Origin of the sequence: Limnospira fusiformis SAG 85.79, assembly GCF_012516315.1 — a bacterium.
Classification (GTDB): domain Bacteria; phylum Cyanobacteriota; class Cyanobacteriia; order Cyanobacteriales; family Microcoleaceae; genus Limnospira; species Limnospira fusiformis.
Genome location: NZ_CP051185.1, coordinates 4,863,675 through 4,881,372, shown reverse-complemented (window position 1 = coordinate 4,881,372; position 17,698 = coordinate 4,863,675). Strand labels below are relative to the sequence as shown.

At 46.1% G+C, this 17,698-nt stretch carries 13 protein-coding genes and 2 pseudogenes; 10 read left to right on the top strand and 5 right to left on the bottom strand.

All coding sequences use genetic code 11. From position 1 onward, the window contains the following. Positions 1–26 precede the first annotated feature (26 nt). Positions 27–2,024: a PAS domain-containing hybrid sensor histidine kinase/response regulator gene (locus HFV01_RS22995; RefSeq protein WP_193520416.1), complete on the top strand. Its 1,998-nt coding sequence runs from the start codon at positions 27–29 to the stop codon at positions 2,022–2,024. A gap of 95 nt (positions 2,025–2,119) precedes the next feature. Here the strand turns inward: HFV01_RS22995 and HFV01_RS22990 are convergent, their stop codons facing one another. From HFV01_RS22990 to HFV01_RS22980, 3 genes are all read right to left on the bottom strand, one after another. After that, positions 2,120–2,674, bottom strand: coding sequence for an Npun_F5560 family protein (locus HFV01_RS22990; RefSeq protein WP_006621535.1), 555 nt, complete (start codon positions 2,672–2,674; stop codon positions 2,120–2,122). Between the two features lie 146 nt (positions 2,675–2,820). After that, a complete protein-coding gene (gene rpsF / locus HFV01_RS22985) occupies positions 2,821–3,171 on the bottom strand; it encodes a 30S ribosomal protein S6 (protein ID WP_006670624.1) in 351 nt (116 codons plus the stop codon). 359 nt (positions 3,172–3,530) lie between these two features. Then, complete coding sequence (locus HFV01_RS22980; protein ID WP_006621530.1) at positions 3,531–4,523, bottom strand: glycosyltransferase family 2 protein; 993 nt, start codon at positions 4,521–4,523, stop codon at positions 3,531–3,533. An 80-nt stretch (positions 4,524–4,603) separates the two neighbouring features. Here HFV01_RS22980 and HFV01_RS22975 point away from each other — a divergent pair, with 80 nt between their 5' ends. The 6 genes and pseudogenes from HFV01_RS22975 (at position 4,604) to HFV01_RS22950 (ending at position 10,227) form a co-directional block, all read left to right on the top strand. Then, the gene (locus HFV01_RS22975) at positions 4,604–6,064 is read left to right on the top strand and encodes a hypothetical protein (RefSeq protein WP_006621529.1); all 1,461 of its coding nucleotides are present in this window, start codon (positions 4,604–4,606) and stop codon (positions 6,062–6,064) included. Positions 6,065–6,379: 315 nt separating this feature from the next. Further along, positions 6,380–6,841: a ribosome maturation factor RimP gene (gene rimP / locus HFV01_RS22970; protein ID WP_006621528.1), complete on the top strand. Its 462-nt coding sequence runs from the start codon at positions 6,380–6,382 to the stop codon at positions 6,839–6,841. A gap of 66 nt (positions 6,842–6,907) precedes the next feature. After that, positions 6,908–8,155 (top strand): transcription termination factor NusA, encoded by a 1,248-nt coding sequence (gene nusA, locus HFV01_RS22965; RefSeq protein ID WP_006621527.1) that lies wholly within the window; start codon positions 6,908–6,910, stop codon positions 8,153–8,155. Positions 8,156–8,259: 104 nt separating this feature from the next. Continuing rightward, positions 8,260–8,868 (top strand): annotated as a pseudogene (locus HFV01_RS22960) (IS607 family transposase). Next, the gene (locus HFV01_RS22955) at positions 8,825–9,940 is read left to right on the top strand and encodes an RNA-guided endonuclease InsQ/TnpB family protein (protein ID WP_228116557.1); all 1,116 of its coding nucleotides are present in this window, start codon (positions 8,825–8,827) and stop codon (positions 9,938–9,940) included. Before HFV01_RS22960 ends, HFV01_RS22955 begins: the two are co-directional and overlap by 44 nt. A gap of 20 nt (positions 9,941–9,960) precedes the next feature. Further along, positions 9,961–10,227: a YlxR family protein gene (locus tag HFV01_RS22950; protein ID WP_006621525.1), complete on the top strand. Its 267-nt coding sequence runs from the start codon at positions 9,961–9,963 to the stop codon at positions 10,225–10,227. 373 nt (positions 10,228–10,600) lie between these two features. Here the strand turns inward: HFV01_RS22950 and HFV01_RS22945 are convergent, their stop codons facing one another. Beyond that, positions 10,601–10,768 carry an FHA domain-containing protein gene (locus HFV01_RS22945; protein WP_008050452.1) on the bottom strand — a complete coding sequence of 56 codons (168 nt, stop codon included), beginning with the start codon at positions 10,766–10,768 and terminating at the stop codon, positions 10,601–10,603. Positions 10,769–11,261: 493 nt separating this feature from the next. Between HFV01_RS22945 and HFV01_RS22940 the strand changes: the two are divergent. The 3 genes and pseudogenes from HFV01_RS22940 (at position 11,262) to infB (ending at position 16,354) form a co-directional block, all read left to right on the top strand. Further along, positions 11,262–11,870: pseudogene (locus HFV01_RS22940) on the top strand (IS607 family transposase). Further along, on the top strand, positions 11,827–12,942 hold the full coding sequence (locus HFV01_RS22935) for an RNA-guided endonuclease InsQ/TnpB family protein (RefSeq protein WP_369076552.1): 1,116 nt from the start codon (positions 11,827–11,829) through the stop codon (positions 12,940–12,942). Before HFV01_RS22940 ends, HFV01_RS22935 begins: the two are co-directional and overlap by 44 nt. Before the next feature lie 265 nt (positions 12,943–13,207). Next, on the top strand, positions 13,208–16,354 hold the full coding sequence (gene infB / locus HFV01_RS22930) for a translation initiation factor IF-2 (RefSeq protein WP_006670620.1): 3,147 nt from the start codon (positions 13,208–13,210) through the stop codon (positions 16,352–16,354). 105 nt (positions 16,355–16,459) lie between these two features. Here the strand turns inward: infB and HFV01_RS22925 are convergent, their stop codons facing one another. Then, positions 16,460–17,698, bottom strand: coding sequence for an LL-diaminopimelate aminotransferase (locus HFV01_RS22925; protein WP_008057195.1), 1,239 nt, complete (start codon positions 17,696–17,698; stop codon positions 16,460–16,462).

The window sequence follows — 17,698 nt, the reverse complement described above, 5'->3', positions numbered from 1 at the left end:
CTATTAAATATGGGATTTACCTAATTATGTTAGATCATAATATCCATCTTTCCCATAGTCACGCCTTGTTAAAATGGCTCAATAACTTTGCAGAACAGGGCATTTTTACTACTAATAATAAATTAGAATTTCTCAGTTGGAATCATTGGCTAGAAATCCACAGTGGTAGGTCAGCCCAAGATTTAATTGGGTGTCATTTATTCAGCCTTTATCCTGACATGAAAGAACGAGGAATCCATCGATTTTATGAACAAGCTCTCCAAGGTCAAGTAGCTTTCCTGTCTCAGCGCCTCCATTCCTATCTCATTAATATTCCGGCAAATATTGGCAGTCATTCTTTATCCCCAATGCAACAAAGCGTCCGTATTGCTCCCTTAATTGAAGCGGGAGAAATTTGCGGAACTATTACTGTAATTGCTGATGTTACCGAACGGGTAATTCGAGAAACAGAACTACAACAAAAAATCACTAAACTTGAGCAAACCGAAGCGAGATTAAGTTCTATTCAGATTCAACTTGAACATTTATTAGCATCGAGTCCGGCGATTATTTATACTTGTTATCCCACCGATGACTATCCCCCTAAATTTATCAGTGATAATCTCATAACTCAACTAGGATATCAACCTAGTGAATGGATTAATACCCTCAATTTTTGGAGCGATCGCATTCACCCTGATGACCGCCCCAAAATCCATCATCGTTGCTCACAAATTCTCAAATTAAATCACCTAACCACCGAATATCGTTTCCGCCATAAAAATGGCAGTTATCGTTGGTTACGAGACGAAATGAAGCTGGTGTGTGATGCCTCTGGTCACATTGAAGAAATAGTCGGTGTTCTCTCAGATATTACCGAAACCAAGAGACTAGAAATCCAACTACTGAGAGCGCAAAGACTAGAAAGCATTGGCACCCTAGCCAGTGGCATAGCCCATGACCTCAATAATATTTTGACACCGATTCTCGCCTCCGTGCAAATGTTTCAATTAGGACTTGACCAAGAAAAACAAAATAAAATGCTCAAGTTAATTGAAAATAACACCAAACGGGGAGCCCATTTAATTAAGCAAGTTCTTTCCTTCGCCAAAGGCTTTGAAGGGAAACTAGAGATTTTTCAAGTCAGACACTTAATTAGTGAAGTAGCAGATATTGCCAGGGAGACATTCCCCAAATCTATCAATGTTAGCACCAATGTTTCTAAGGAACTCTGGACAGTTTATGGCGACCCCACCCAACTACATCAAATCTTAATGAATCTCTGTGTCAACGCACGAGATGCCATGCCAGGCGGGGGGAATTTATCACTATCAGCTAGTAATGTTATTTTAAACCAAAAAGAAGCTCGTTTAAACCTTGATGCGAGGGAAGGTTGTTATGTAATGATTACCGTCTCTGATACGGGAACTGGCATTACCCAAGAAGTCTTAGACCGGATATTTGAACCGTTTTTTACTACCAAAGAATTTGCTAAAGGTAGTGGCTTAGGACTATCCACAGTCCTAGGTATAGTTAAGGGTCATAATGGCTTTATTGACGTTGATACTCAAATGGGTTGCGGAACTACTTTTAGAGTTTATATACCCGCCTCAGAGGACACAGAAACTACGGTTTATGAGCATTTAGAATTAATTACAGGTCAGGGTCAACTAATTTTAGTGGTTGATGATGAAGAACCTATCCGAGAAATTACTAAAGCGAGTTTAGAGAGTTTTCAATATCAAGTTTTGGTAGCAAGTAATGGAGTTGAGGCGATTAAAATATACCGTCAATATTTAGAGCAAATTGACTGTGTGGTTATCGATATTATGATGCCTGTTATGGCTGGCAAAACTACTATTAGGGAGCTAAAATCCCTGAATCCTCAAATTAAAATTGTCGGAATTAGCGGTTACTTTTCAGTAGATATAGCCAAAGATATAGCTGAGTTAGGAGTTGATATATTTTTAGCAAAACCTTTCACCACACAGGAGTTATTAGAAGTGCTGCAAAAATGCCTTAATTCTAGTCCCCCAAAACCCTAGGCACTTGATTCATAAAAATAAAGGGGTTTGTTCTGCGATGCTCCCTAGAACCGACCCCTAAGTTTGACGAGGTTTGACCCTGACTCAGGAAAAAATCATGCCTTCCCTAAACTAGGAAACTCGATTACAGTCTGAGTTCCTGGCTGAAAAGTTGGCAGATCTAAATTGCCGGGACGGCGACTCTTTTGAGCCAGACGATAGGTAACACTTTGTAGTTCTGCGTGCAGTTGCCGATTTTCCCGTTGCAGTTTTTCCACCCTTTCCATGACCTCTTCGAGGCGTTCTGAAAACTTCTGGCGGTAGACTCCAGGTAATTCTTGAACTACCTGTTCCAGCATTCGAGAGCGATCGGTTAACTCCTGGACAGACTGTCTAAGTTGGTAAACTTCCAGATCCCGCTCATTGATCTGGTCTTGATAAAACTTAACCTGTTCCTCTACTTGCTGGAGTTGTTCCCGCAAGGACTTCATCTGAGCCTGGTGTCGCTCGGCCATTTCTGGATCTGGCGCTAAATTAGCATTTCCCTTCACCAGACGGAATAATTCTTGAGATAACTGCTGCACCAGTTGATCTCGCATTTTTAACTCTTCACTCAGCCGCGCGACTTCTGCTGTGAGTTCCTGGGAGTTGGGATTATTTTTCTGGCTCATGATAACCAATGGCTCCTATAAACTTCCAATATGCCCCCTAAAATACTCCCAATTCCACCCAATCGGCAAGAGAGAGACAAAAGGAGTATCCCCGGGTCGCGAATTGGCACGGCTAACCGTCACCAACTCCTGACCTGACTTGAGCTTTACACCTCTTGGGGTTCGGCTTCTGGTTCGGCTTCGACTTGGACAGCAGATGGGGTGACATCTTGTTTAATCGTCAGATAACGAATTACATCCCCACCTATACGCATGGCTCTTTCCATGACTTTAATCTGGTCGCTGTCGCCACCTTCATAGTTCATCTGGATGTAAATGCCTTCGCGATACTTGTCGATATCATAAGCTAAACGACGCTTACCCAAATTTTGCACCTCAAGATTTTGTGCGCCATGTTCCCGCAGGATGTCTTGATATTTGGCTCGCGCCGCCTCTAGCTGCTCCTCATTTAAGTCAGAGCGCAGGATATACATGGTTTCGTAAATAAAAGGCTTCATTCTAATGATACTCCTTATGGACAATTCAGGCTTCTACCCAGAAGCAAGGATCTATACATTCTACATTAGTTCCCTGCACAATACAATCAACAGCAAAGTTGATTTTTTATTCAATTTTTTTAAAATTGTTCAGCCAAATCACGGTCGGGGGTTGACAAGCGCCGGGAACTAATGGTATGATTTGGGTATACTGTAAAATAATGGAATTATAACCCCAAATAAATTTTTTTAAAATGTTTCCATTATTTAAGACAATAGCATAAGTCAACCGTAAAAGCAACCCCCCGGCTGGGAGGGCTGGGGGGACTTTTTGACAAGTTTTACAAAACTTAACATAATTTCCGAGGACGAGATAGGGTCTAGGGGTATTGGAGACTACTCATGACCCATTTTAATAAGTTTTGCCACTCAGGAGATGTAGATAAATGATCGACATCGAAAATAGCATCGACACTTTCTGAATACTGAGTAAAACTTTCGACCCAATTAATGACGGTTTCAATAGGTAGAAAAGGACTATAAGACCATGAGCGCTGTAAATATTCGACCATCTCAGTATTGAACCCAGTATGGTATAAATACCAGGAACTCCAGACCAAGGTACTATAGCGAACCCAGTCCTCAATTACTTGAATTTCCAAGGGTATATCTGGCAAATTAAAAAATTTATCGAGGACATAATTAATAGACTTGGCTTGAGAGATACCATCTCGCATAGTATTGCGATCGTGCTGACGATAGCACACAGTCGATCGCTTCAGCCAAGCGCTGCGATACCCGCTGGAGGCCAAACGCAAAATCAAATCGACATCCTCCGCATGAGCCAACCCAGGTTCAAACCCTCCGACGGTATCCAAAGCCTGGCGGCGGAACATCAAAGTTCCCATAGTCCCCAAAGGCTTCCAGCGCAACCAATTCTCTAAATTCAACTCAGCGACCATTTCCCAAGGCTGAACATCGATCAGCATTTCGCCAGTTTGGTTAACCCTGCGCCAACCACTATGGACGATCGCCAATTCGGGGTCAGCATCAAATACAGCGAGTTGGCTTTGGAGGGTATCGGGAAAAAAGTAATCATCGGCATCGAGAAAAGTGATAAACTCACCCCTAGCCAAACTCAGACCATGATTTCGCGCCACGGAAACCCCTTGATTATCCTGATAAACATAGCGAACTTGGCTGTCATAGTTGGCTACTACTGAGCGAGTCTGGTCTTGAGAACCATCATCAACAACTATGATTTCATAATCAGTCTCAGTTTGAGCCAGTACACTATCAATGGCTTCGGCAATATACTGTTCACAGTTGTAAGCTGGGATCACAACACTGATACGGGGATAAGATTCAGACATGAGATTATCAATAAAATCAATTCGTCAATTACTGAAATTTTAACTAGAGTGAGTTGTTGTCAACAGAACCGATTGAGTCTATGACTATGAAAAAACCGAGAGCGATTAATAAAAACCACCCGGTCGGTCTGTGGATCGAACGAGGTCTGTCAATGATAGCGGTTGTCAACTATGCCCTAGTTTTATTTAATATTAGTTATATACCCTGGCGCGACTTTTATTTCCGTTATTTTCGAGAGTTAACGGAACTGTATGATCCGATTATGGGGATTGAACCCCACCGGGACACGGTCAGATATATAGAAACTGTAGAAGCTCTTAATAACCAGGTGGTGGAGACGGGACTACAATCACCGGAAGTAGAGGTGATTCTGACGAGTCTGCGACAGCAAAGTATAGAAATGGTTGATACTAACCCTTTTGCGATCGCCAATCAAAGTGGTGCTTTAGAGACTATTAAAAATCGAATGCGCGATCGCGCTCCCAACCCGGACGATTCTTCTAAGCAAGCATTCTCTACTTTTTGGACTGTTGAATATTTAGCCGATCATGGATTTCCACAGGAGATAGGCTGGTTTAAGAGTGAGATCAAGCCGTTCATGGAGGCTAATTATTTTCGAAGTTTATCAGAAACCGGTAACTTTGTCAACGATTTCTGGAGAATTGATTTTCCGTTTGTGATCTTCTTTTTAGTGGAATTTCTGATTCGGACTAGGGTAGTCAGCAGTAAATTTAACACGGTGACTTGGCTAGATGCGATGCTCTGGCGTTGGTACGATATCTTAATGTTTGTTCCGCTGCCAACGGCAAGATTATTAAGGATTATTCCGGTAACTATTCGTTTAGACCAAACGGGATTAATTAAGTTGGAGAAACTCAGAGCATTTGCCAGCCGAGGTTTAGTGTCATCGGGATCGCAGGAATTAACGGAAGCGGTGATTATCCAATTTATTAATCAAGTGCAAGACCAACTGAGAGAAGGTAATATTGGTAAGGCGATCGCTCAATCACAACAGCAGCGGTATATGAATATTAATAACCTGAATGAAATCGAATTTATTTCTAATCAATTAATTCAGGTAGTGGTTGATAAGGTTATCCCACAACTAGATTCAGATATAGAGGCACTAATTCGTTATAATGTGGAGAGTGTAGTCAAAAATTCCCCGGTGGTAGAAAGGTTTAAAAAAGTACCAGGATTTGAGAATCTGGCGAAAGAATTAAGCGATCGCCTGATCGGGGAACTATCCCAATTAGCCACGGAGGGTCCAAATAGTGCCTATGAAGCGATCCGTAAAGCGATGTCGGACCGGAAGGGAAGCCAACTAACAGAGCAACTGGTGCGGGACTTTGGCAAAGTATTATGGCAGGAAATTGAAGGGGAACAAATGCAGCAGTTTGAATATTTACTGGTAGATCTATTAGAAGAAATTAAACTGAATTATATACATCGAGTGGACGAAGAAAACTTCGAGCAAGTTCTAGCCTCAATCCAGGAAAGGCGCAAATTAGAGGGATTGATTGTTTACGAGTCCGACTGAGGCGATCAGACCCCTCCCCCACTCCTAGATAGCCTAGCCACAGGGAATTATGGAGTGGTGATCATCCAATAGTTCAATTGTGAGCTAGAGTAATAGATAAGGAAGTTAAGCTGCGGGTCAGCCCTCAGCTTCTTGTGGGAGATACAGTTTCATCTACAAGTGGGTGACACCCACTTTTTTTAGTGGCAGCATTTCCATAGCCCTACTACCAGGTGAGGTTTATGGTAAAGGATGATCTCCAGGTTTCCGTAACCCTAGGCTGAGGTACAAACCCCAATAGAGCCTAATTGTAGCGTTTTAACATCAAATCTGACTATGGTTCACCCCCTAATTCCCAAAATCATCGACCTAGCCACTCCAGTCGCCAAGCCTCTGGGGTTAGAAGTCGTGGGGGCAATGTTTTACACTAACCAGAAGCCTCCTGTACTGCGGGTTGATATCCGTAATTTGGAGCAAGACACCAGTTTAGAAGATTGTGAGCGGATGAGTCGAGCCCTCGAAGAACAACTCGATGCGGTAGATGTAATTCCCGATGCTTATATTCTGGAAGTATCGAGTCCCGGTGTATCGAGGTCCCTAAGTTGCGATCGCGATTTTATCTCCTTCAAAGGATTTCCGGTAACAGTCACCACCTCCGAACCCTACAAAGGACACAAACAGCAAAGTGGAAAATTGGTGGGGCGCGACGAGATGGCAGTCCATATCAATCAGAAAGGGCGACAAATCTCTATCCCCAATTCCTTAATCACGGAAGTCCTGCTAGAGGAGGGGGAATAAAGCCGACTCTCAGGAAACAAGCTAATCTCAATTTGTGTATTTAACTAATTACGAGGACAAATCATTATGTCAATGGTAAGTTTACCCGGGCTCAAAGATATGATTGAGAGCATTTCCACGGAGCGCAACCTACCGAAACAGGCGGTAGAAGAGGCTCTGCGGGAAGCCTTACTGAAAGGGTATGAACGCTATAGGCGCACGGTTCAGATTGACACCCAATTTAGTGAGGACTACTTCGATAATTTTGATGTAGAACTCGATGTTGAGGAAGAGGGATTTAGGGTTTTAGCCAAAAACCTAACTATTGTGGAACAAGCCAGTAACCAAGACCATCAAATTTCCCTGAAGGATGTGCAGGAAGTCGCCCCAGAAGCTCAATTGGGAGATACAGTAACTTTAGATGTTACCCCAGAGCAGAATGAGTTTGGGCGCATGGCTGCCATTCAAACCAAACAGGTTTTGGCTCAGAAGTTACGGGACAAACAGCGGAAGATGATTCAGGATGAGTTCGCCGAACATGAAGGAACCGTCCTACAGGCTCGGGTACTGAGATTTGAGCGCCAGTCGGTGATTATGGCTGTAAGTAGTGTTTATGGACAGCCAGAAGTTGAGGCAGAATTACCCAAACGAGAACAATTACCCAAGGATAACTATCGGGCTAATGCCACTTTTCGGGTATATCTGAAGCGCGTTTCCCAGGGTTCCCAGCGTGGTCCTCAATTGATTGTGTCTAGGTCTGATGCGGGGTTAGTGGTGTACCTGTTTGCGAATGAGGTGCCAGAAATTGAGGACGAAGTGGTGAGAATTGTGGCTGTGGCTAGAGAAGCCAACCCACCCTCGAATCATGTGGGTCCACGAACTAAGATTGCGGTTGATACTTTGGACAGAGATGTTGATCCGGTGGGAGCTTGTATTGGCGCGCGGGGATCTCGAATTCAGGTGGTAGTTAATGAACTGCGGGGAGAGAAAATAGATGTGATCCGCTGGTCTCCTGACCCGTCAATTTATATTGCTAATGCTCTGAGTCCGGCTCGTGTGGATGAAGTGCGGCTGGTGAACCCAGAGGAACGTCGAGCCCATGTGCTGGTAGCGGAAGACCAATTGAGTCTGGCTATTGGTAAGGAAGGGCAGAATGTCCGATTGGCTGCACGTTTGACGGGTTGGAAAATTGATATTAAAGATGCTGCTAAGTATGATGCGGCGGCGGAAGATGAAATGGAGGCTAGAAGGTTTCAGGGACAACTAACTGCGGAAGTATCGGAAGCGGAAAGTTTGGATATGGAAGCTACAGAAACATCTGAAATTCAGGTATAGGGGGTTTTGGGGATGTTACAAATAGGAGCATGATTTAATCTCAAATTAGGTTAATATTTTAGGGCAATACGGTATAATAAGCGAGAAGAGTTGAGGATAAACCTATTGCCAGATATGTCAAACCCAAGGAAGCCGCCCAAATCCTTGGAGTCCATGAAAGAACACTCCGCAGATGGGACGACAATGGCTCAATCGAGACCATCAGAACCCCCGCTGGGCAACGACGATACAACGTTGAGTGATATACTGCTGCCAAATCAGGCAGTGACAAACGCAAAGTCGTTATCTATGCCAGAGTTAGTAGCCGCGCCCAGCAGTCCGACCTCAACCGACAGGTGGCCGCACTGTCCAACCTCTACCCCGAAGCAGAAGTCGTCTCAGAAATCCGAGGCGGGCTCAACTTCAAGGGAAAGAAAATGCTGGCCTTACTGGGACATCATTTGTCAGGAGATGTCGGCATGGTTGTCGTTGCCCACAAAGACTGATTGGCAATATGGGGATTTGACTTGTTTCGATGGCTCTGTGAGCAAAACAGGTGTTCACTCATGGTTCTCAACCAGACAAGTCTCAGTCCAGAACCAGAAATGGTTGAGGACATCCTCGCCATCCTCCACTGCTTCAGTTCCCGATTATACGGACGGAGTAAATACAAAACTCAGGTCAAAGAAGATCCGGATTTACCCCAGCCCGGAGCTAAATCAAGTCTGGCGTAAATGGTTGGCCGCTTGTCGGTATTGCTACAACCAAGCAATTGCATTATCTAGGAGTGGTAAACGACTAAGCAAACTGAAATTACGCAACGAAGTGATGCAGAGCGACTTGCCTGCATGGGTCAAAGAAGCACCCTGCCATATTCGGCAGAATGCTATCTTTGATGCCTATCTCGCCTTTTCAGCCAGTCCTGGCGCAAGGTTTAGGAGCTGTCGGGATAGTTCTCAAGCCATCAAGTTTAACGATGCTAATTTCTCTTCAGGGAGTTGGTATCCAAGACTCACGAAAGGATTAACTTTCATGGTTTCCTCAGCTATCCCTAAAACTTGTGTTCAAGGGACTCAATTAGTCTTGGCCAAGGGGCGGTGGTTTGCGGTGTTTCCTGAACCTGTGGCCATCACTCCGACTGACGCTACTGGCGTGATTGCATTAGCTCCGGGCGTCCGAACTTTTATGACCGGGTTTGATGGTTCACGATTTCTGGAATTGGGCTCCGGAGATATGGGACGCATTACTCGGTTATGTCAACATTTGGATGATTTAATGAGCAGAATCGCCAAGGAACTTAATCGTTCACGGCGACGCCGGATGAGGCAAGCGGCTCAACGAATGAGAACTAAAATCCGGAATTTAGTGGATGAGGTCCACAAGCAAATTGCTCATTACTTGACTAATGACTACAGCATAATTTTTCTGCCCACCTTCGAGACTTCCAACATGGTTGCCAAAGCAAAGCGAAAAATCAAATCCAAGACTGCCCGCGCCATGCTGACATGGGCGCATTATCGATTCAAACTAACCCTGAGACATCAAGCCGAGATAACTGGAACCACAGTTGTAGATGTGACCGAAGAATACACCAGCAAAACCTGTACTCACTGTGGTCAGATGCATTCCCAGCTAGGTGGCTCAAAAGTGTTCCGATGTCCGGAGTGTGGGTTCACTCTACCCAGGGACTGGAACGGTGCTTTTGGAATCTTTCTAAAAGCTTTGCGGGATACCGCCTCTGTTACCTTAACGGGTAATAGTGCTATCGTCGCATTGTCAGGCAATAGCCGGATAAATGTCGCGTAAATGTATCAGGATGCTAAATTATGGTAGATCATCTTAGGCGGTGTGTTACCTGTCGCCGCCTGGCTGCTAAACAGGAGTTCTGGCGATTGGTCAGAGTCTATCCATCTCATCAGGTAGAATTAGATCAAGGCATGGGTCGTTCAGCTTATGTTTGTCAAACGGCTGAATGTCTGATGGTTGCTCAGAAGAAAAATCGACTCGGACGAGCATTAAGGGCTCCGGTGCCGGAAAAAGTATTTCAAATCCTGTGGCAGCGTTTAGCTACGGACTCGCAGCCGGGTGGCTAGTGTAGCATAGGAACTGGAATTATTGTACAGCCATCAACCCACAATCTGGAATTAGTAAGGAGCATGATTTAATCTCAAATTAGGTTAATATTTTAGGGCAATACGGTATAATAAGATAATAAGGTGCGAGACGTTCAGGCATGAAATAAGGTTGCAATACCCGAAATCACCGCATGGTGGGACTTCCACCCCTTGGTGGAATATAGGGAGTCGCATCTCTGACCATCCCATAACTGTTTATATGTCCCGACGCTTGGAGAAATCTAAGCAAGGCAGGAGACCCAAGGTCAAGACAGAACGTTTGAACGGTGGAAGTAGTGACCCACCTAGTATAGCAGGAAGTTGAGAGTAACGGCGATAGCCACCCCCAGTTTTAGGAATCACAACCCGTCAGACTGAAGCGGGGAACGGAAGGCGTGAGGGAAAACCTATTCCCAAAATCCGACCACTGCCAACCATCCATGACTAAGGAAATCTGAATGTTCCGACTTGAACCATCGTAATAGTTTGGTAGCGAAATAGGTTGATACGCTGCGTCCAAATGGGCAAGGGGAAAAGTAGGATAATCTTATCAATACCTACACAGACCTTTAAAAGTACCCCGGTGGAGAGGACAAGTCTAAAGATGGAATGCCCGTATAAACGGAACGTTTAAACCCCTTTTAGGCTCTCAAGTGGCAGGATGTACCTGCGGAGTAGTGAAAGTGTAAGCGTATACCTTTAAGGGGAAAGGATGTGACTGAAAGCCAATGCCTAACTGTAATGGTTAGGATATGCCCACTAGTCACGGTGTGGATATAGAGACCGCGACAAGTAAGAGTTTGATGACGAAAGCGAGTTTAAAGACTACGTGTTGTATTTAGCTCCCAAAGTTGAGGTCACAAAGCGGGGGGTAGTAGCCCTGTTCCTATTGACAATTAGGGTATCTACATCAGGAGCCGTGTGCTGGGAAACTCGCAAGCACGGTTTTGAAGTGGAGTTGGGGAAGGTGACTTCTCTTTCGACCATAACCGAGAATAGTTGAGGATAAACCTATTGCCAGATATGTCAAACCCAAGGAAGCCGCCCAAATCCTTGGAGTCCATGAAAGAACACTCCGCAGATGGGACGACAATGGCTCAATCGACACCATCAGAACCCCCGCTGGGCAACGACGATACAACGTTGAGTGATATACTGCTGCCAAATCAGGCAGTGACAAACGCAAAGTCGTTATCTATGCCAGAGTTAGTAGCCGCGCCCAGCAGTCCGACCTCAACCGACAGGTGGCCGCACTGTCCAACCTCTACCCCGAAGCAGAAGTCGTCTCAGAAATCGGAGGCGGGCTCAACTTCAAGGGAAAGAAAATGCTGGCCTGACTGGGACATCATTTGTCAGGAGATGTCGGCATGGTTGTCATTGCCCATAAAGACCGACTGGCAAGGTTTGGATTTGACTTGTTTCGATGGCTCTGTGAGCAAAACAGGTGCTCACTCATGGTTCTCAACGAGACAAGTCTCAGTCCAGAACGAGAAATGGTTGAGGACATCCTCGCCATCCTCCACTGCTTCAGTTCCCGATTATACGGAGTGCGTAAATACAAAACTCAGGTCAAAGAAGATCCGGATTTACCCCAGCCCGGAGCTAAATCAAGTCTGGCGTAAATGGTTGGCCGCTTGTCGGTATTGCTACAACCAAGCAATTGCATTATCTAGGAGTGGTAAACGACTAAGCAAACTGAAATTACGCAACGAAGTGATGCAGAGCGACTTGCCTGCATGGGTCAAAGAAACACCCGGCCATATTCGGCAGAATGCTATCTTTGATGCCTATCTCGCCTTTTCAGCCAGTCCTGGCGCAAGGTTTAGGAGCTGTCGGGATAGTTCTCAAGCGATTAAGTTCAATAATACTAATTTCTCTTCAGGGAGTTGGTATCCAAGACTCACGAAAGGATTAACTTTCATGGTTTCCGAACCCATCCCTAAAACTTGCGGGCAAGGGACTCAGTTGGTGTTTACCAAAGGTCGATGGTTGGCGATTTTCCCTGAACCAGTTGCCGTTACCCCAACTGAAGCTACTGGCGTAATTGCATTAGACCCGGGTGTCCGAACTTTCATAACTGGGTTTGATGGCTCTCGGTTTCTGGAATTGGGCTCCGGGGATATAGGACGCATTACTAGGCTATGTCAACATTTGGATGATTTGATGAGCCGAATCGCCAAGGAACCCTGTCGTTCAAGAAGGCGACGGATGAGGCAAGCGGCTCAACGAATGAGAACCAAAATCCGCAATCTAGTTGATGAAGCCCACAAACAAATTGCTCACTACTTGACTCACAACTACAGCATAATTTTTCTGCCCACCTTCGAGACTTCCAACATGGTTGCCAAAGCCAAGCGAAAAATCAAATCCAAGACTGCCCGCGCCATGCTGACATGGGCGCATTATCGATTCAAACTAACCCTGAGACATCAAGCCGAGATAACTGGAACCACAGTTGTAGATGTGACGGAAGAATACACCAGCAAAACCTGTACTCACTGTGGTCATGTGCATTCCCAGCTAGGTGGCTCAAAAGTGTTCCGATGTCCGGAGTGTGGGTTCACTCTACCCAGGGACTGGAACGGTGCTTTTGGAATCTTTCTAAAAGCTTTGCGGGATACCGCCTCTGTTACCTTAACGGGTAATAGTGCTATCGTCGCATTGTCAGGCAATAGCCGGATAAATGTCGCGTAAATGTATCAGGTGATCACAGCATAAGTCAATAACAAGAGTTTCCCAGGTGGCAAATAGGGGTATGAGGGCGGGCCTAATTAGGATTATGTTCTGTTCAAGGCTTAAACTGTTTCTGTCGTAAACAAGGGTGAGTTGATCTAGTGCCGATCGCGATCGCGATCAAAAGTGGTACAGTGTAACCCAGTGGAGGCGATCGCAGTTGGTAACACCCCTAAAATAATGTCAATATAATTAAAAACGGGTTGGTACGAAGAGGCAAGAGTGGATGAACAACGTCAAAGTCAGAATTTACGAACTATCACGAGAGTTAAATTTGGAGAACAAAGACATCTTAGCCGTCTGTGAACGGCTGAATATCTCTGTCAAAAGCCATAGCAGTACGATTACGGAATCAGATGCTGAACGGATCCAGAAATACGTTGCCAGTCATCCCATTTCCGCATGGTCTGATGAAAATCCTGATGCAGCCCATCAGTCCCATGCTGGTGGTGCTGTGGACAAGAAAAAACAACAGATTTTAGAAATTCGCAGGCCAAACCTCATCAGACCAGAAAATCAACCATCACCGGCAGACTCACCCCAGCCTGAGCCTCCTGCTGCATCCGTTGCCACTCCCCCCAAACCCCCTAACTTGTCCGAATCATCTGTCAGTTCCGAAACCAATATATCCGAATTGCCAAAACCCAATAATTCCCCCCAACCCCCCCGCCAACTCCCTGTGGAAGTTACCTCTTCTGGAATTAACACAGCCTTTGATGATGTCAGCGGGGCTAATAGACCCGAAAAAGCGATCGCCAAGATGCCTAAATCGACTACTTCGACCAGCTCAGTTACAACTGAGGAAGAATCGCCCACTTTAGTAGGGCCACCCGCCAGACCTGTACCGACGGCTAGTAAATCTCCGCAACCGTCTCGTAAGCCCGTTTTAAAACAGAATAAGCCCACTCCCAAACCCAGTCAGTCCGGGAGCGGTCCCGTGGAGAAAAGCGCTGATAAAGCTGATAAAGCTGATAAACCAGTAGCTTCCAAACATAAAAAACGGCCAGTTACCTCTGATAACCAAGAGGTTAGAGAGGTGAAAAAGCGGGTTTCTACGGTGAAACCTGCCAGGTCGATGCCGGAACTGCAACCACCACCTTCGAGACAACCAAGCGTAGCCATTAAAACCGAACCGACTGAAATCATCGAGGATGATAGCGATATCGGGGCTATACCTGAAGATGATGGTCTATTGGATTCTAAGCGCCCCAAACGCGGTTTAACGCTGAAGCGGCCTCAACCCATGACTTCACCTAAGCGTGCGAGTTCTGTGGATGATGATGATGATGATATTGATGAAAAGGGTGGTAAGGCAGGTAAAGCCAAGGTCAAGCGCCCCCGGATTAAGCCTCTGATTGACGATGAGGACGATGATGATTTTGATAGCCTGACCACTGATAGCTCCGAGTCCGAGGCTCTGAGTATATCCTTGGCTCGACCTCCCAAGGCTAAAACTGCTTCGGGAAGCGGAAAATTGGCTGCAGTCTCTAATCAGGGACGAAAGAAATCAGCACCATCTCGCCATTCCGGTGGTAGTGGTGGTAGTGGTAGCGGGGCGGCTGCTTCTCGGCGCGCGCCTACACCAGCATTACCAGAAAAGGTGGAGCGTTTAGTGGTTCAAGGACCGATGACGGTTCAGGAACTCGCCCATGCTCTGTCAATTGCGGAAACCGAAATTATCAAGCGTCTGTTCTCCCGTGGTATTGCGGTTAATATCACAGAAACCCTAGATTTCAAAACTATTTCGATGGTTTGTGAAGAATTAGAGGTTACGGTGGTAACCGAGGAGCAGAAATCAGCGGCTCAAAAACCTGATAATATCCTCAATGCGGAAGATTTGGATAATCTCCAACGCCGTCCGCCAGTGGTAACGATTATGGGTCACGTTGACCACGGAAAAACTACCCTACTCGATTCTATTCGCAAAACTAAGGTAGCCCAGGGAGAAGCGGGAGGCATTACCCAGCATATTGGTGCTTATCATGTTGATGTGCAAAATGAGTCCGGCGAGACTCAACAGGTAGTTTTCTTAGATACTCCTGGTCACGAAGCCTTTACAGCTATGCGAGCCAGGGGAGCGAGAGTTACTGATATTGCTATTCTGGTGGTAGCTGCTGATGATGGGGTGCGACCTCAGACGGTGGAGGCTATTAGCCATGCTAAGGCGGCGGGTGTGCCAATGGTAATTGCCATTAACAAAATGGATAAGGAGTCGGCTCAACCGGACCGAGTTAAGCAGGAACTGACGGAATATGGTTTAGTTCCTGAAGAGTGGGGCGGTGATACGATTATGGTTCCAGTTAGTGCTATTAATGGCGGAAATCTCGACACTCTCCTAGAGATGTTGCTGTTAGTGGCGGAAGTTGAGGACCTCTATGCTAATCCTAACCGTATGGCTAAGGGTACGGTGATTGAGGCTAACCTAGATAAAGCGCGCGGCCCGGTGGCTACTCTGTTAGTACAGAATGGGACTCTGCGGGTAGGAGATGTGATCTTAGCAGGTTCGGCTCTAGGTAAGGTTCGGGCTATGATTGATGATCATGGTCAACGGGTGGAGAATGCCAGCCCTTCCTTTGCTGTTGAGATTTTGGGTTTGCGGGATGTTCCGGCGGCGGGAGATGAGTTTGAGGTGTTTGAGAGCGAAAAAGAGGCAGCAGCTTTGGCTTCGGAACGCGCGAATACAGCTCGACAGTCTCGCTTACTCCAGGGTCGAGTTAGTCTCAGTGCTTTGTCGGCTAGGGTTCAGGAGGGAGAACTTAAAGACCTCAATATTATTCTGAAAGCTGATGTTCAGGGGTCTGTAGAGGCTATAGTTAATGCCCTGAAGAAATTACCCCAGAAGGAGGTACAACTGCGACTGCTGTTAGCAGCGCCGGGTGAGGTGACAGAAACTGATATTGACCTAGCAGCGGCTAGTGATGCGGTCCTGATTGGTTTTAATACTACTACGGCTAGTGGCGCACGCCAAGCGGCTGACCGCGCGGGTGTAGATATTCGTGAGTACAACATTATCTATAACCTCCTCGATGATATTGAAGCAGCGATGGAGGGTATGCTAGAACCGGAATTGGTGGAAGAACCTCTTGGTCAAGCGGAAGTGCGGGCTATTTTCCCTGTGGGTCGTTCCCGTGTGGCTGGGTGTTATGTTCAGTCTGGTAAGCTGATTCGTAACTGCAAAATCCGAGTTCATCGTGGTGGACAGACAGTCCATGATGGCTTCCTTGACTCCCTCAAGCGGATTAAAGATGATGTGAAGGAAGTTAATGCCGGATATGAATGTGGTATTGCGGCTGAAAATTTCAATGACTGGAATGAGGGCGACTCTATTGAAGCCTATCGAATGGTCACTAAGCGTCGGACTCTCTCCCGCTAGGGACTTTGTTGGTTAGCTAGAGATTATTGGTGCGCCAGTAATGAGGGTCTGGCGCAGGCTACCCCGGTTTATTTAATAAGCCGGGGTTTCTGCTGTGAACTAATTTCAGAGGGCTTTAAACTTGTCTGTGATGCGTTCCATGGCGGCTTCTACGTTTTGACGACTGTTAAAGGCTGAAATGCGGAAATATCCCTCCCCGGCTGCACCAAAACCGGAACCTGGTGTTCCTACTACATTACAGGTTTGCAGTAATTTATCAAAAAAGTCCCAACTTGATAGACCGCTGGGGGTTTTGACCCATACATAGGGGGCGTTGACACCACCATAAACTGTGAGTCCGGCTGCGGTCAATTTTTCGCGAATGATTTGGGCGTTTTCTAGGTAGAAATCTACGAGTTGTTGGATTTGGGATTGTCCGGCTGGGGAATACACTGCCTCGGCTCCCCGTTGTATAATGTAGGAAACTCCGTTAAATTTGGTGGACTGGCGGCGGTTCCACAGCTTCCACAGCTCGACATCAGACCCGGAGGATGTTTTTGCCATTAATGTTTTGGGAACGACTGTGAAGGCGCAACGAGTGCCGGTAAAACCAGCATTTTTGGAGAAGGAACGGAATTCGATCGCACATTCACGAGCGCCTTCAATTTCATAGATGGAGTGAGGTAAGCTGGGGTCGGTAATAAAGGCTTCGTAGGCGGCATCAAATAGGATAATTGAACGGTTGGCGCGGGCGTAATCAACCCATTTTTTCAGGTGTTCTTTGGTGGCTGTAGCGCCTGTGGGGTTATTGGGAAAACACAGATAAATTAAATCGACGCGATCGCTGGGAATTTCGGCGGTAAAATTATTCTCGGCGGTAATGGGAAGGTATAGCAACCCCTCATATTCCCCACGCTCATTCACGGGTCCGGTATTTCCTGCCATGACGTTGGTATCTACATAGACGGGATATACTGGATCTGTGACGGCAATGGTGTTATCTTTGCCAAAAATATCCAGAATGTTCCCAGTGTCGCATTTGGAACCGTCAGAGATAAAGATTTCCTCCGCGTCAATATCGCCGCCTCTGGCTTGAAAGTCATGTTGGGCAATTTTTTCGCGCAACCAGCTATAACCCTGTTCTGGTCCATAGCCCTTGAATGTAGAGCGATCGCCCATTTCCTCGACCGCTTTAATCATAGCAGTTCGGCAGGCTTCTGGTAAAGGTTCCGTGACATCACCAATTCCCAGTTTAATTATTTGTGCGTCGGGGTTAGCTTCCGCAAAGGTATTAACCCGCCGGGCGATTTCTGGAAATAGGTAGCCAGCTTTGAGTTTCAGGTAATTATCGTTAATAGTTGTCAT

What these genes read in the sequence shown, in the direction of transcription:
- HFV01_RS22980 (WP_006621530.1), bottom strand. Translation starts at nt 4,523, where the DNA reads ATGTCTGAATCTTATCCCCGTATCAGTGTTGTGATCCCAGCTTACAAC.
- nusA (WP_006621527.1), top strand. Translation starts at nt 6,908, where the DNA reads ATGTCAATGGTAAGTTTACCCGGGCTCAAAGATATGATTGAGAGCATT.
- rimP (WP_006621528.1), top strand. Translation starts at nt 6,380, where the DNA reads ATGGTTCACCCCCTAATTCCCAAAATCATCGACCTAGCCACTCCAGTC.
- infB (WP_006670620.1), top strand. Translation starts at nt 13,208, where the DNA reads ATGAACAACGTCAAAGTCAGAATTTACGAACTATCACGAGAGTTAAAT.
- rpsF (WP_006670624.1), bottom strand. Translation starts at nt 3,171, where the DNA reads ATGAAGCCTTTTATTTACGAAACCATGTATATCCTGCGCTCTGACTTA.
- HFV01_RS22925 (WP_008057195.1), bottom strand. Translation starts at nt 17,698, where the DNA reads ATGACAACTATTAACGATAATTACCTGAAACTCAAAGCTGGCTACCTA.
- HFV01_RS22950 (WP_006621525.1), top strand. Translation starts at nt 9,961, where the DNA reads ATGGTAGATCATCTTAGGCGGTGTGTTACCTGTCGCCGCCTGGCTGCT.
- HFV01_RS22990 (WP_006621535.1), bottom strand. Translation starts at nt 2,674, where the DNA reads ATGAGCCAGAAAAATAATCCCAACTCCCAGGAACTCACAGCAGAAGTC.
- HFV01_RS22995 (WP_193520416.1), top strand. Translation starts at nt 27, where the DNA reads ATGTTAGATCATAATATCCATCTTTCCCATAGTCACGCCTTGTTAAAA.
- HFV01_RS22975 (WP_006621529.1), top strand. Translation starts at nt 4,604, where the DNA reads ATGACTATGAAAAAACCGAGAGCGATTAATAAAAACCACCCGGTCGGT.